Origin of the sequence: Silvania hatchlandensis (genome assembly GCF_025564065.1) — a bacterium.
In the GTDB taxonomy this organism is placed as follows: Bacteria; Pseudomonadota; Gammaproteobacteria; order Enterobacterales; family Enterobacteriaceae; genus Enterobacter; species Enterobacter hatchlandensis.
This window is the reverse complement of sequence record NZ_JAMGZK010000053.1, coordinates 299,070-313,029: the sequence shown is the minus strand read 5'-3', so window position 1 is coordinate 313,029 and position 13,960 is coordinate 299,070. Positions and strand designations below refer to the sequence as shown.

The window sequence follows — 13,960 nt, the reverse complement described above, 5'->3', positions numbered from 1 at the left end:
AATCCCCTCTTTACGGAAGAGGGGATGGGGATTAACGCACGTTCGCGCAGGTGAGGCAGAACGCGTAGCGATTTTGCGGATCGTTAAAGGCAGCCAGCTTATCGCCTTCGGCTTTCACCGCTTTTGCGGCCACCGCCACCGGGGCTGGCAGGTAAGCCTGAATCGCTTCTGGCAGCATGGCGCGCACGGAGCCGGAGAAGTTGTTCATCAGCATATCCACAAACGACGGCTCGTCCTGATAGAAGTCGATATGCCACTGCTTCAGTTTGGCCAGCTCGGCGGCTTTCGCCACGGCGTCATCGAAATCACCCAGGTTATCCACCAGACCGTTGTTCTTCGCATCCTGGCCCGTCCAGACGTGCCCCTGCGCGATCTCGTCGATCTGCTCGGGCGTTTTCTTCCGCGAATCGGCAACCAGGGTGATAAAGCGCTTGTAGCCGTTCTCGATACTGAGCTGCATCATCTGCGACACTTCCGGCGGTAACGCTTTAGTGACGGCGATATCCGCCAGCGGCGACGTCGCCACCCCGTCGGTATGCACGCCCAGATAATCCAGGCTGTTTTCCAGGGTATTAATTACCCCAAAGATGCCGATAGAGCCGGTCAGGGTGCTCGGGTTCGCCACGATGTAGTTCGCCGGGGTTGAGATCCAGTAGCCGCCCGAGGCCGCCATGCCGCCCATAGAAACCACCACTGGTTTGCCCGCCGCGCGGGCGGCTGACAGTTCAGCGCGGATCACTTCTGATGCGCTAACGCTGCCCCCCGGGCTGTTCACCCGCAGCACAATCGCTTTCACTTTTGGATCGAGGCGCGCGTCGCGGATCTGCGCGGCAGTGGTATCGCCGCCGACATTACCTGGCGTCTCTTCGCCATCCATGATCGCCCCGTTGGCAAACACCACGGCGATGCTGTCACCCACATCGGACGGCTTATTCGCCTGATAGTCGTAGAAGCTAACCGCGCTGTAGTTTTTATCCTCTTTGCTCCAGCCGAACTCCTTGGTCAGGGATTTTTCAATCTCGGCGCTGGATCCCAGTGCATCCACCAGTTTGTTATCGAGGGCATACTTCGCGGTATCGCCATCGGCTTTACGCAGCCCGTCGAGCATCGCCTGCGCGCCAGGGAAGACCTGAGCGGGGGTGATCTGACGGTTTGCGGCCACGGTAGCGAGATAGTTCTGCCACAGCTCGCCAATCCAGCGGCTGTCCGCTTCGCGGGCGGCAGGGGACATATCGTCGCGGATAAACGGCTCAACCGCTGATTTGTAGGTCCCGACGCGGAACACGTGGGTGGTCACTTTCAGCTTGTCGAGCAGGGATTTGTAGTAAAGGCCATTGGTGGCGAAACCGTGCAGATCGACGGTACCCTGCGGTGAGAGCCACACTTTATTGGCAAAGCTCGCCAGATAGTATTGCCCCTGGCTATAGTTGTCGCCCACCGCAATCACCGGTTTGCCGCTGTCGCGGAATTCGCGCAGCGCTTTGCCGATATACTGCATGGACGGCTGATCGGCTCCGGCGAAGTTCTTCAGGTCGAGCACGATGCCGGTAATGTTGCGGTCATCTTTTGCCTGCCGGATTGCATCGACGATATCGAACAGGGAGTTTTCCTGCAGTCGATCGCCGCCTGCGCCAAACAGCTGGCGGCCAATCACCCCGAGTCGGTTGCTGGTTGAGGGTTTATCCACCACTACCCCGGCGATATCCAGCAGCAGCGCCCCGCGCCCGGCATGCTGCGACGAGCTGCCGCTGCTGAGCTGCATCCAGACGCCCACGCAAACCATCACTAACAGGATGAAAAAGAGGTTCATCACCAGATTACGGACGAAATTCAGTAGTCGCCACGTCCATTTAAAAAAGCCGGCAATAAATCGCCAAAGGGTTCGCATGTATTCTCCCTGTCCAGGTTATGACCTTTCCCGTCGCCACAGGACGGTATTGTCGGGCTATCGTAATGACCCAACCGCCACTTGTCAGCAGGAATCGCCCGCCAGGCTGTAACAAAATCTGCGGTCGTGTTAATTTCGGGTAAATTTTAAGACAGGAGCTACCCCATGGATGCACTCGAACTGCTTGTTAACCGCCGTAGCGCGTCGCGTCTGGCGGAGCCCGCACCGGCGGGCGAACAGCTGGACAATATCCTGCGCGCCGGGATGCGTGCCCCCGATCATGGCACGCTACAGCCGTGGCACTTCTTTGTTATTGAAGGCGAAGGCCGCGAGCGCTTCAGCACTCTGCTGCAAAAAGGGGCCACCGCCGCCGATCCGCAGGATGAGAAAGCGATTGAAAAAGCGCGCAGCGCACCGTTCCGTGCGCCGATGATTATCGCCGTGGTGGCCAAATGCCAGCCGCAGCACAAGGTGCCGGTGTGGGAGCAGGAGATGTCCGCAGGCTGCGCGGTAATGGCAATGCAGATGGCCGCCGTCGCGCAGGGCTTTAACGGTATCTGGCGCAGCGGTGCCTTAACCGACAGCCCGATTGTCCGCGAGGGCCTTCACTGTGGTGCAGATGATAAAATCGTCGGTTTCCTCTATCTCGGTACCCCGCAGCTGAAAGCCTCGACCACCGTCTCCGTGCCTGATACCTCGCCTTTCGTCACCCATTTCTGATGTGACGCCACAAAACTGTCTGGATCCTGAGCAAGTACCGCAGAATTCAGACAGTCATACTTACCACGTAATGGAATGAGCGTTAACATAACGTCATTGCTATAAAAGGAGATTGTCTATGAGCGAGCAAACCATTCGTTTAACGCAATACAGCCACGGAGCCGGTTGCGGTTGTAAAATTTCCCCCAAAGTGCTCGAAACCATTCTGCACAGCGAGCAGGCGAAGTTTGTCGACCCGAACCTGCTTGTTGGCAACGAAACGCGAGACGACGCTGCGGTGTACGATTTAGGTAACGGCACCAGTGTTATCAGCACCACCGATTTCTTCATGCCGATTGTCGACAATCCGTATGACTTTGGCCGCATCGCCGCCACCAACGCCATCAGCGACATCTTTGCGATGGGCGGTAAGCCGATCATGGCAATTGCGATCCTCGGCTGGCCAATTAACACTCTCGCGCCGGAGATCGCCCGTGAGGTGATTGAAGGCGGACGCTTTGCCTGCCAGCAGGCGGGAATTGCCCTGGCGGGTGGGCACTCGATTGATGCCCCGGAACCGATCTTTGGCCTCGCGGTCACCGGCGTGGTGCCGACCGAGCGCGTCAAACGCAACAGCACCGCCGAGGCGGGCTGCAAGCTGTTCCTCACCAAACCGCTGGGCATTGGCGTGCTCACCACCGCCGAGAAAAAATCGCTGCTGCAGCCGGAGCACGTTGGGCTGGCGACAGAGGTGATGTGCCAGATGAACCTGGCGGGAGCGGCGTTTGCCAATATCGACGGCGTGAAGGCGATGACCGATGTGACGGGCTTTGGCCTGCTGGGACACCTCAGCGAAGTGTGCCAGGGCGCGGGCGTGCAGGCGCAGGTCTGGTATCAGGATGTACCGAAGCTGCCGGGCGTCGAAGCCTATATTGCCCAGGGCGCGGTCCCGGGCGGGACGCAGCGTAACTTTGCCAGCTACGGCCACCTGATGGGCGACATGCCAACTGAGTGGCGCGATCTGCTGTGCGATCCGCAAACTTCCGGCGGCCTGCTGCTGGCGGTGACGCCGGAGGCTGAAGCCGAAGCCCAGGCCACTGCCGCCGAGTTTGGCATCACCCTGACCGCCATTGGCGAGCTGGTGACCGCCCGCGGTGGTCGTCCGATGATTGAGATCCGTTAATTCAATGCGGTTATTTATTGCCGAAAAACCGAGCCTCGCTCGCGCCATCGCCGACGTGCTGCCTAAACCGCACCGCAAAGGCGATGGTTATATCGAATGTGGCAACGGGCAGGTGGTCACCTGGTGCATCGGCCACCTGTTAGAGCAGGCCCAGCCGGATGCTTACGACAGCCGCTACGCGCGCTGGAATCTGAACGATCTGCCGATCGTGCCGGAAAAATGGCAGCTCCAGCCGCGCCCGTCGGTGACCAAACAGCTGAACGTGATAAAGCGTCTGCTGCAGGATGCCGCCGAAGTGATCCACGCCGGTGACCCGGACAGGGAAGGGCAGCTGTTGGTGGATGAGGTGCTCGATTACCTCAGCCTGGCGCCTGAAAAGCGCAAGCTGGTGCAGCGCTGCCTGATTAACGATCTCAACCCACAGGCGGTTGAACGTGCCATTTCACGTTTGCGCTCGAACAGCGAGTTTGTCCCGCTGTGCGTCTCGGCGCTGGCCCGGGCTCGCGCCGACTGGCTGTACGGCATCAACATGACCCGCGCCTACACCATTCTGGGGCGTAACGCGGGCTATCAGGGGGTGCTCTCCGTCGGACGCGTGCAGACCCCGGTGCTGGGGCTGGTGGTGCGCCGCGATGAAGAGATCGAGAACTTTGTCGCCAAAGACTTCTTCGAGGTTAAAGCCCATATCGTCACCCCGAAGGACGAACGCTTCACGGCGATCTGGCAGCCGAGCGACGCCTGTGAACCCTATCAGGACGAAGAGGGTCGCTTGCTCAATCGAACGCTGGCCGAGCACGTCGTTAAGCGCATTGACGGCCAGCCAGCCATCGTCACCAGCTATAACGATAAACGGGAATCAGAACCTGCACCGCTGCCGTTCTCCCTCTCCTCGCTGCAGATCGAGGCGGCGAAACGTTACGGAATGAGCGCGCAGAACGTGCTGGATATCTGCCAGAAACTGTATGAAACCCATAAGCTGATCACCTATCCGCGTTCCGACAGCCGCTATCTGCCGGAAGAGCATTTTGCCGGTCGTCACGCGGTGCTGAACGCCATAGCCGCCCATGCGCCCGATCTGGTGCCGCAGCCGGTGGTGAATCCAGATATCCGCAACCGCTGCTGGGACGATAAGAAGGTGGATGCCCACCACGCCATCATCCCGACGGCGCGCAGCAGTTCCGTTAATCTGACCGACAACGAAGCGAAGGTTTATCACCTCGTTGCGCGTCAGTATCTGATGCAGTTCTGCCCGGACGCGCTGTTCCGCAAGTGCGTCATTGAACTGGAGATTGCCAAAGGCAAGTTTGTGGCCAAGGCGCGCTTCCTTGCGGAGGCGGGCTGGCGCACGCTGCTGGGCAATAAAGAGCGTGATGAAGAGAACGATGGCACGCCGTTACCGGTTGTGAAAAAAGAGGATGAGCTGCTGTGCGAGAAGGGCGAAGTGGTCGAGCGTCAGACCCAGCCGCCGCGCCACTTTACCGACGCTACGCTGCTGTCGGCGATGACCGGGATCGCCCGCTTCGTGCAGGATAAAGAGCTCAAGAAGATCCTGCGCGCCACCGACGGTCTGGGAACCGAAGCCACCCGCGCCGGGATCATCGAGCTGTTGTTCAAGCGCGGTTTTCTGCATAAGAAGGGGCGGTCTATCCTCTCGTCGGATGCCGGAAGGGCGCTGATCCACTCCCTGCCGGAGATGGCTGCCAGGCCGGACATGACTGCGCACTGGGAGTCGACCCTGACTCAGATCAGCGAAAAACAGTGCCGCTACCAGGACTTTATGCAGCCGCTGGTGGGGACGCTATTCGATCTGATTAACCAGGCGCGTACTACGCCGGTGAGGGATTTTCGCGGTATCGTTGCGCCGGGCGGCGGCGACAAGAAGAAAAAGTTTAAGAAGAAGAGTGCGGCGTAAAAAGCACGGTTTTCTCCCTCTCCCTGTGGGAGAGGGTCGGGGTGAGGGCCCCGACCGCACAGAACTATAGTTTAGATCACGCCCTGACCCATCATCGCATCCGCCACCTTCACGAATCCGGCAATGTTCGCCCCGCGCACGTAGTTGGTTTGCTTATCTTCCCCGCCGTACTCGACGCAGGCATGGTGAATATCCAGCATGATGTGATGCAGACGCGCATCCACTTTCTCGGCTTTCCAGCCCATACGGGCGGCGTTCTGCGCCATCTCCAGACCGGAGGTCGCCACACCGCCAGCGTTAGCCGCTTTACCCGGTGCAAACAGTACGCCCGCCTGCAGGAAGAGGTCGGTGGCTTCGATGGTGGTCGGCATGTTGGCACCTTCGGCAACCGCTTTCACGCCGTTAGCGATCAGCTGGTGCGCCGCATCCACGTCCAGTTCGTTCTGGGTGGCGCACGGCAGGGCGATATCCACCGGCACGGCCCACGGCTGTTTGCCTTCCAGATAGGTGAGGCCGAACTCACGGGCGTAATCCGCCACGCGACCGTCGCGGCTGGCTTTGATTTCGCACAGACGCGCCAGTTTTTCAGGGGTGAAGCCCGCTTCATCGACCACGGTGCCGCTGGAGTCAGACGCGGTGATCACGCGCGCGCCAAACTGCATCGCTTTTTCGATGGCGTACTGGGCCACGTTGCCGGAGCCGGACACCGCAACGCGCATCCCTTCAAAGCTCAGGCCGTGACGCTTAAGCATCGCTTCGGTGAAATAGACCAGGCCGTAGCCGGTGGCTTCCGGACGGATCAAGCTGCCGCCGAAGGAGAGGCCTTTCCCGGTAAAGACGCAGGCGCTGTTGTTGGAGAGTTTTTTCATCATCCCGGCCATAAAGCCCACTTCGCGACCGCCCACGCCGATATCCCCGGCCGGTACGTCGGTATCTGCGCCCAGGTGACGGTACAGTTCGGTCATCAGCGATTGGCAGAAACGCATCACTTCGCCTTCGCTTTTGCCTTTCGGATCAAAATCGCTGCCGCCTTTGCCGCCGCCCATAGGCAGGGTGGTCAGGGCGTTTTTAAAGGTCTGCTCAAAGCCGAGGAACTTGAGGATCGACAGGTTTACCGACGGGTGGAAACGCATGCCGCCCTTGAACGGGCCGATAGCGGAGTTGAACTGCACGCGCCAGGCGCGGTTAACCTGCACCTGATTGCGGTCATCGACCCATACCACGCGGAACTGGATCACGCGCTCCGGTTCAACCAGGCGTTCAAGCAGCGACATCTGACGATAGCGGGGGTTTTGTTCCAGGAATGGCCACAAGGTGGTCATGACTTCCCGTACCGCCTGAGCAAACTCGCTCTGATGTGGGTCACGCTGCTGAACGCGGTTCAGAAAGGATTCAAGAGAGTAAGCCTGGTCCATAACTATAAGTTCCTCTAATATATTGGGATTATTTTATTTGTAACAAAAATGTGCGTGATGTTGTGTTTTTCGACTATACCACCCGTTGCGCTTTGAGGCGCAAGCAAAATTTCCGCGTCCAGATAAATTCATTAAACGTGCCGGGTCATAACAAAAAACGATGACGGACAGGATTAAAGCTTCGGGGGATTTTTACCGTTATAGTCATTATCAGGAAACAACAGGAAGAGGCGTCGATGAACCGTTTTGTGATGATTGTTGTACTTGGGCTTTTTGCTGCGGGCAGTCAGGCCGAGCAGCGGTTTGGCTCGAACGTGGATGTCAGCGTGCCGCCAGAGGTCTTTAGCTCCGGCGGTCAGCGTGCGCAGCCCTGCAATCAGTGCTGCATCTATCAGGATCAAAACTATTCAGAAGGGGCGGTGGTGAAAGCCGATGGCGTGATGTTGCAGTGCCAGCGCGATCCACAGGCGATCAGCACGAATCCGCTGGTGTGGCGGCGGGTGAGAGAATAAAGGCTTCCAGCAGCGGGATATCCGCCGGGGCTAAATCATAGCTGAAGGCCTCCTGCGGCGTACACCACACCAGCTGGCTGTGGTAATGCGCCACCGGTGTGCCGACAAAGTGCGCCACGTGCCAGGCGTGAAGATGGATCAGCCGTTGGGAGACTTCGCGTTGATGGCTGGCGACGTAGCGGGTCGGCTGTGTCTCGATACCCAGCTCCTCGCGCAGCTCGCGGATCAGTGCCGCGGGCTGGGTTTCACCGCTTTCGACTTTGCCCCCGGCAAATTCCCACATCCCCGGCTGGTCGGCGTGCGTCGGGCGCTGCGCCAGTAAAATTTTGCCATCCCGTTCGAGAATAGCGCAGACAACATCGAGTGTTTTTAGCATGGTCATCAATAATGGTTGTCAGAAAAAGAGATATTATTTGCGGACTTAACCGATACCCGTGAGGTTCCTGTGAACGAAACGCCCCCTGCCTGGGTTAAACCCATCGAATCGATACCCGCCAGTTTAACGCCGATTGCCAGGATGCAGAAAAAACATTACGGCGCGGTGCTCAATCCGCTGCGCTGGTGGGGAAGAATGCCCCGGCTGTTCTGGCTGGTGGCGCTGTTCGTTGGCTTTCTTGAACGCCGTAAATCGCCCCTCAACCCGGTGCTGCGATCGCTGCTGATGACCCGTATCTCGCAGGTGTGCCACTGCGCGTTTTGTATCGATGCCAATTCCCTGCGGCTGGCGGAACGCTGCGGGGCGCTGGATAAAGTGCAGGCGGTACAACACTGGCGCGACAGTGCCTTATTCAGTGAGGAAGAGCGCGCCGCGCTGGCCTACGCCGAGGCGGTCACCGCCACACCGCCCGCGGTGGACGACGCCATCAAAGCCCAGCTCTGCCGCCACTTCGATGCCAATGCCATTACCGAAATGACGGCGCTTATCGCGTTTCAGAATCTGTCGGCACGCTTCAATGCGGCGCTGGATATCCCTGCGCAGGGGCTGTGTTCCCTCCCGGGAGAAAACCGCGATGCTTGATCGTCATCTTCATCCCCGTCTCAAGCCGCTACTCAACCAACTGGTGGCGAGACTCGATAAACCCGGCATTACCCCCGATGGCATCACCCTAATTGGCTTTGCGATCGGGGTGCTGGCGCTGCCGTTCCTGGCGCTGGGCTGGTATCTGGCGGCGCTGGTGGCTGTCCTGCTGAACCGCCTGCTGGACGGACTGGACGGGGCGCTGGCGCGGCGGCGCGGGTTAACCGATGCCGGGGGTTTTCTCGATATCGCCCTCGACTTTCTATTTTATGCCCTGGTGCCGTTTGGTTTTGCGCTGGCCGATCCCCTCAACAACGCGCTCCCGGCGGCCTGGCTGCTGTTTGCGTTTATCGGCACCGGCAGCAGTTTTCTGGCCTTTGCGGCGCTGGCGGCCAAACACGATATCGACAATCCAGGCTATGCCCATAAGTCGTTTTACTATCTGGGCGGGCTGACGGAAGGGACGGAAACGCTGCTGATGTTTGCGCTGTGCTGCCTGTTTCCGGCGCACTTTGCGTGGTTAGCGTGGGTATTTGGCGCGCTGTGCTGGCTGACCACCGCAACGCGCATCTGGAGTGGGTATCTGACGCTGAAAAACACTCAGCGCCAGTAGGACGTGTTACAGGGAGCTGTCTGGCCCGCGCTCGCCGGTTGAGACCGGGTTCTGCGGATGACTGCTCCACTCGTACCAGCCCCCGTCGTAGACACCGACATTCTTCCAGCCCATCGCCCGGGCGTACATAAAGGTTTCGGAGGCGCGCCAGCCGGTACCGCAGTAAAACGCCACCTGCTGATCCGGCAGAATGTTCCACTGCTTCCACATGGCGGCGATGTCTGCCGCGCTGCGCATGGTGCCGTCCGGGTTGTGGAAATCTTCCATATGGGTGGCGTCGCTGCCCGCGTGACCCCAGCGGGCGCCTTTGATTTCACCCTTCGGCTTGATGTAGCTGTAGCCGCTGGTGACGCCGGTAAATTCCGGCCACGAGCGGATGCTGACCAGCGACGCGTCTTTGCGATGCAGCAGGCTGCGGGCCTGTTCCATATCCAGCATCAGCTGCGGCTGACCCGGGATCGGTGCGCCAAAGTCAGGCGCTGGCTTGACGTTGTCCGGCGTCCCACGCTCAACCGGCAGCTTCGCATCATCCCAGGCTTTCCAGCCGCCATCCAGCAGACGCACGTCTTTCACCCCGGCATACAGCATAATCTGCGCCACGCGCGCGGCGGCATACACGTCGCGTCCGTAGAGAATCACCGTGGTGTCATGGCGGATCCCATGTTTTGCCAGCATCGCTTTCAGATCCGCATCGGAGACTTTATTCCACAGCGGCTCGCTTTCGACTTCGTTGGTGTCGATATAGCCCGCGCCGGGAATATGGTTCAGCAGATAAAATTTAGGCGCGCCCCAGGCGGCTTCAATCACCTTCCACTCCCCGGCAGGGGCGGCGGAAACCGGTTTACCCTGCTGGAGTTGATGCAGCCACTGGGGATAAACCAGCTGTTCGAAATGGGTAAGACGCTGGAGGCGATCCGGCGTTTGCAGGGCATCGCTCAGCAGCGTGACGTGGGTAAAACCCGCCTGCGCCAGCCGCGTTTTGACGGCCTGATTATCCCCCTCGTTACCGTATAAGGCGACCGGGGTGGTTGGCGTCAGCTGGTGCTGGGTCGCCCAGGTTTTCAGCTGGGTATCATTCATCGCGCCAAGCCAGCTGGCGGAGAGATTCAGAGCCGCGGGTTCATGCCCGGAAGGGCCGTTCAGCGCCTGCGGCCAGCCGTTATAAAAGGCGCTGGCGCGGGTATCGATAACTGCGCCCTGCTGCTGTTGCAGCTGTGCGAGGGTCAGGGAATGCGCCATGTCAGCGGCAAAAGAACAAAAAGAGGCGAGACCTAAAGCGGCGGTCAGCGCGGTCAGTTGAGAAACACGTTTCATCGAAATGCCCGTACGGAAAGAAAAGAGCGCTGATTGTGGCAACCTGTGCAACAGAAAACGTTGCGTTGGCGCAGGTTGCAGCACGATTCATTGCCAGTTTGCGATTGGCAGGACGCAACCGTCGACGGGAACGTCGGCCTCGTCGTGCGTCACCTGCACCACGGGGATCCCGCGGGCGCGCACTTCGGCAAACACCCAGCGGCGAAACTGCGACCGCAGGTGTTGATCCAGTCGGCTAAAGGGCTCATCGAGCAGCAGCGCCTGCGGCTGGGCCAGCAGGGCGCGCAGCAGGCTGACTCTGGCACGCTGCCCCCCCGAGAGGGTGGCGGGATCGCGGTGAAAAAAGCCCTCCAGCTCGGCGGCATCGAGTGCATCCCGTACCTGCGCTTTGCGCGCGTGACCTTTGATCGCCGCCGGCAGCGCCAGCAGTAAATTTTGCCCGACGCTGAAGTGCTCGAAAAGTAACGGATCCTGAAACAGCAGACCCAGCCCGCGCTGTTCCGTCGGCAGGCCGTCGCAGCGCCGGGCGTTGATCCACAGCTCCCCCTCGGCGCGAAAATCGCCGGGCAGCGCCCCGGCCATCCAGGCGAACAGCGACGATTTGCCACTGCCGGACGGGCCCATCAGGGTGAGGATTTCGCCGGGCTGCACGGTAAAACTGACCTTCTTCAGCAGCGTGGTCTGGCCCAGAGAAAGCGAAAAATCGTTGACCATCAGCATTAACGTAACCCCTGTCGGAAGCGGCCAATCAGCCGGGATAAAGCCACGCAGGCGGCGAAGACCAGCGCGGGCAACAGCAGTTGCCACAGCGCCTGTGCTGCCAGTACCGCGCTGCTGCCTCCGCTGCTGAGCGCCACGGCCTCGGTGGTAAACGTGGTCACCCGTCCGCTGCCCAGCCACAGGGTGGGCAGATACTGCGCCATGCTGACCGAAAACCCGACCGCAAACGCGGTGAGGGCCGGGCGGAGCATCTGCGGGCATTTAACCAGCCAGAAGATTTTACCCGATCCCCAGCCGAGCGTGCGGGCGATGAGGATCAGACGCGGATCGAGCCTGCGCCACGCCGGCTGCATTACCAGCAGCATCCACGGCAGCACCCACAGCAGATGCCCCCACAGCACGGCAATAAACTGCCCGTCGAGCTGCAACGCCAGCGCCAGCTGATACTGCCCGGCCACCAGCGGCAGGGCGGGCAGCGCCAGCGGCGTCCAGACCCACAGCGCCCCGCGCTGCGGTCCCCACTCCAGCCACAGCAGAATGACCCCCAACGCAATAGCGGCAGAGCACAATCCCAGCACCAGGCTGGTTGCGGCGTTAGTGCTGGAAAACGTGCTCTTACTTGCCACAACGGCCAGCACCACCACGCTGAGCAGCCCAATGAGCGGCAGCAGCAGGCCGCAGGCGCGACCCGTCACCAGCGGACGCGGGGCCGAACGCCCCCCCGAAACAGCCGGGATTGTGCGCCTCCAGCGCCGCCAGCCGACAAACAGCGCGACGGCGATGATTTCCAGCAGCACCAGCAGGATCACGCACAGCAGCAACCCTTTGGCCTGCTGGCCGGTATCGCCCTGCGAGAGCCACTGCCAGGCCAGCACCGCCAGCGTGGGCGGGTTGCCCGGGCCGAGGATCAGGGCCACATCCACCACCGACAGCGACCAGGCGATCGTTGCCAGCATTACCGCCCCGAGGGCCGGGGCAATGGCGGGCAGGATCAACCAGCGCAGCGCCTGCCAGCGGCCATAGCCCAGCGATCGCAGCACGGTGACTTTCTGTGCCAGCTCTTTTTCCGGCAGCGAGGCGTAAATCGCCCAGATCACAAAGGCGCTCTCTTTCACTGCGAGCGTCAGTCCCAGCCCGACGCCGTAGGGATCCATCATCGGCGAGCAGAAGGTGCAGACGCGGTACAGGGCGCCGCCTTCAGCAAACATCAGCAGCACACTCACCGCAAAGGCCACGTGGGGGATCGCCAGCAGCCACGGCAACTGGGAGCACAGCCGCCGCCAGCGGCTGCCGGGCCACAGGGCGGCAACCACCGCCAGCGCCAGCATTAACGCTCCGGCGGCGGCGATGAGCGTCGAGACCAGGGTGGCGATAAGCGCCTGAACAAGCTGGCTGTCCGTAGCCAGCGCCCGCCAGTTGTCCACCGAAAAGACCGGTGGCAGCAGCAGGGCGAGGGCGGGCAGCAGCGGCAGATAGACGGCTATCAGCAGCAGCCAGGCAAGCCAGCTTAGTGGGTGCCGTAGCGGCGCAGCCATTCCTGCTCCAGTGCATTCACCCAGGCGGCATGCGGTTCGCCCAGGGTGGTAGGTAACCCGGTTGGGATAAACTGACGCAGCGCGGTGGCTTCCGCGGCGGGCAAGGCGTCTGGCGCAAGCACGCTCGGATCCCCCCAGTTGGCCGGATCCGCCTTGCGGATCTGCGCCTGTGGCGAGAGTAAAAAGTTTGCGACCACTTTCGCGCCCGCAGTAGCGGAGGCATTCGCCGGAATCGTCACAAAATGGACGTTGCCAATCATCCCTTGCTGAAAACCAAAGCTGTAGCTGTCCGACGGCAGCTCTTTGCTGCTGACTTTTTGCCGGGCGTGGGCCGGGTTAAAGGTGATGGAGAGGTTCAGGCTTCCGGCGGCCAGCAGGGCATCCATCCGCGCGGGCGATGGAGGGAAATCTTTACCGTTGCGCCACAGATGCGGGTGCAGTTTATCCAGATACGCCCACAGCGGGGCCGTTACGGCGGCGAAGGTGGCGCTGTCCGGCGGCTGCTTCAGGGCGTCGGGCCGGGTGGTTTGCGTCAGCAGGATCTGCTGCAAAAATGCGGTACCGGTAAAATCGGGCGGGCGCGGGTAGGTTATGGTGCCGGGGTGCTGGCGGGCATACTCGAGCAGCGCCTGAGGGTCTGCCAGCGGTTCAGGCAATTGCTGGCGGGTGGCGATAAAGGTGAGCTGCGCGCTGCCCCACGGGGATTCTGCCCCCTCGGTCGGAATGGCAAAATCCTCCGTGACCGGTTTAGTCGTGTCGACATAGCGCCAGTTGGGGAGCGTCTGCGCCCAGCCGGTCTGTAACAGCCCGGCGCTTTTCAGGGTGCGGAAGTTTTCCCCGTTCACCCAGAGCAGGTCGACAGAGCCGTTGGTTTTTCGCCCAGCACTGGCCTCGGTCTGGATGCGCTTCACCGCATCGGCGGCATCCGCCAGACGGACAATTTTCAGGGTGATGGCGTAGTGGCTTTTCATCTCGCCGCTGACCCAGTCGAGGTAGCGGTTCACCGCGGCATCGCCGCCCCAGGCGTTAAACCAGACGGTCTGCCCGCGGGCGTCTTCTTTGATTTGTTGCCAGCTGTCATCAGCCAGCGCCGGGCCTGCAAGCAGCAGACCGGTCAGTAACATGCAAAAACACACACGGCGCATTATGCC

General features: G+C 60.7%; 13 protein-coding genes. 6 read left to right on the top strand and 7 right to left on the bottom strand.

All coding sequences use genetic code 11. The features are described from left to right. Window positions 1–31 precede the first annotated feature (31 nt). Window positions 32–1,888 (bottom strand): signal peptide peptidase SppA, encoded by a 1,857-nt coding sequence (gene sppA, locus M8014_RS18700; RefSeq protein ID WP_271283878.1) that lies wholly within the window; start codon window positions 1,886–1,888, stop codon window positions 32–34. Window positions 1,889–2,053: 165 nt separating this feature from the next. Here sppA and M8014_RS18695 point away from each other — a divergent pair, with 165 nt between their 5' ends. The 3 genes from M8014_RS18695 (at window position 2,054) to M8014_RS18685 (ending at window position 5,682) form a co-directional block, all read left to right on the top strand. After that, window positions 2,054–2,608 carry an NAD(P)H nitroreductase gene (locus M8014_RS18695; RefSeq protein WP_271283877.1) on the top strand — a complete coding sequence of 185 codons (555 nt, stop codon included), beginning with the start codon at window positions 2,054–2,056 and terminating at the stop codon, window positions 2,606–2,608. Between the two features lie 118 nt (window positions 2,609–2,726). Further along, window positions 2,727–3,770, top strand: coding sequence for a selenide, water dikinase SelD (gene selD / locus M8014_RS18690; RefSeq protein ID WP_271283876.1), 1,044 nt, complete (start codon window positions 2,727–2,729; stop codon window positions 3,768–3,770). A 4-nt stretch (window positions 3,771–3,774) separates the two neighbouring features. Beyond that, the gene (locus tag M8014_RS18685) at window positions 3,775–5,682 is read left to right on the top strand and encodes a DNA topoisomerase III (protein WP_271283875.1); all 1,908 of its coding nucleotides are present in this window, start codon (window positions 3,775–3,777) and stop codon (window positions 5,680–5,682) included. A gap of 71 nt (window positions 5,683–5,753) precedes the next feature. On the opposite strand, the gene gdhA is transcribed toward M8014_RS18685, so the two are convergent. After that, a complete protein-coding gene (gdhA, locus tag M8014_RS18680) occupies window positions 5,754–7,097 on the bottom strand; it encodes an NADP-specific glutamate dehydrogenase (protein ID WP_271283874.1) in 1,344 nt (447 codons plus the stop codon). A gap of 236 nt (window positions 7,098–7,333) precedes the next feature. On the opposite strand from gdhA, the gene M8014_RS18675 reads away from it, so the two are divergent. Continuing rightward, window positions 7,334–7,609 (top strand): YnjH family protein, encoded by a 276-nt coding sequence (locus M8014_RS18675; RefSeq protein WP_271283873.1) that lies wholly within the window; start codon window positions 7,334–7,336, stop codon window positions 7,607–7,609. Here the strand turns inward: M8014_RS18675 and M8014_RS18670 are convergent. After that, window positions 7,569–7,985 carry a pyrimidine (deoxy)nucleoside triphosphate diphosphatase gene (locus M8014_RS18670; protein WP_271283872.1) on the bottom strand — a complete coding sequence of 139 codons (417 nt, stop codon included), beginning with the start codon at window positions 7,983–7,985 and terminating at the stop codon, window positions 7,569–7,571. The genes M8014_RS18675 and M8014_RS18670 overlap by 41 nt on opposite strands. Before the next feature lie 69 nt (window positions 7,986–8,054). Here M8014_RS18670 and M8014_RS18665 point away from each other — a divergent pair, with 69 nt between their 5' ends. Both M8014_RS18665 and M8014_RS18660 read left to right on the top strand, forming a co-directional pair. Next, complete coding sequence (locus tag M8014_RS18665; RefSeq protein ID WP_271283871.1) at window positions 8,055–8,627, top strand: carboxymuconolactone decarboxylase family protein; 573 nt, start codon at window positions 8,055–8,057, stop codon at window positions 8,625–8,627. Beyond that, on the top strand, window positions 8,620–9,240 hold the full coding sequence (locus tag M8014_RS18660; protein ID WP_271283870.1) for a CDP-alcohol phosphatidyltransferase family protein: 621 nt from the start codon (window positions 8,620–8,622) through the stop codon (window positions 9,238–9,240). The genes M8014_RS18665 and M8014_RS18660 overlap by 8 nt, the downstream gene beginning before the upstream one ends. 6 nt (window positions 9,241–9,246) lie before the next feature. Here M8014_RS18660 and M8014_RS18655 read toward each other — a convergent pair whose 3' ends face one another. The 4 genes from M8014_RS18655 to M8014_RS18640 form a co-directional block, all read right to left on the bottom strand. Then, window positions 9,247–10,554 carry a rhodanese-like domain-containing protein gene (locus tag M8014_RS18655; protein WP_271283869.1) on the bottom strand — a complete coding sequence of 436 codons (1,308 nt, stop codon included), beginning with the start codon at window positions 10,552–10,554 and terminating at the stop codon, window positions 9,247–9,249. Between the two features lie 87 nt (window positions 10,555–10,641). Further along, on the bottom strand, window positions 10,642–11,274 hold the full coding sequence (locus M8014_RS18650) for an ATP-binding cassette domain-containing protein (RefSeq protein WP_271283868.1): 633 nt from the start codon (window positions 11,272–11,274) through the stop codon (window positions 10,642–10,644). Then, on the bottom strand, window positions 11,274–12,809 hold the full coding sequence (locus tag M8014_RS18645; protein WP_271283867.1) for an ABC transporter permease family protein: 1,536 nt from the start codon (window positions 12,807–12,809) through the stop codon (window positions 11,274–11,276). Before M8014_RS18645 ends, M8014_RS18650 begins: the two co-directional genes overlap by 1 nt. After that, window positions 12,782–13,954, bottom strand: coding sequence for an ABC transporter substrate-binding protein (locus M8014_RS18640; protein ID WP_418939617.1), 1,173 nt, complete (start codon window positions 13,952–13,954; stop codon window positions 12,782–12,784). Before M8014_RS18640 ends, M8014_RS18645 begins: the two co-directional genes overlap by 28 nt. Window positions 13,955–13,960 lie beyond the last annotated feature (6 nt).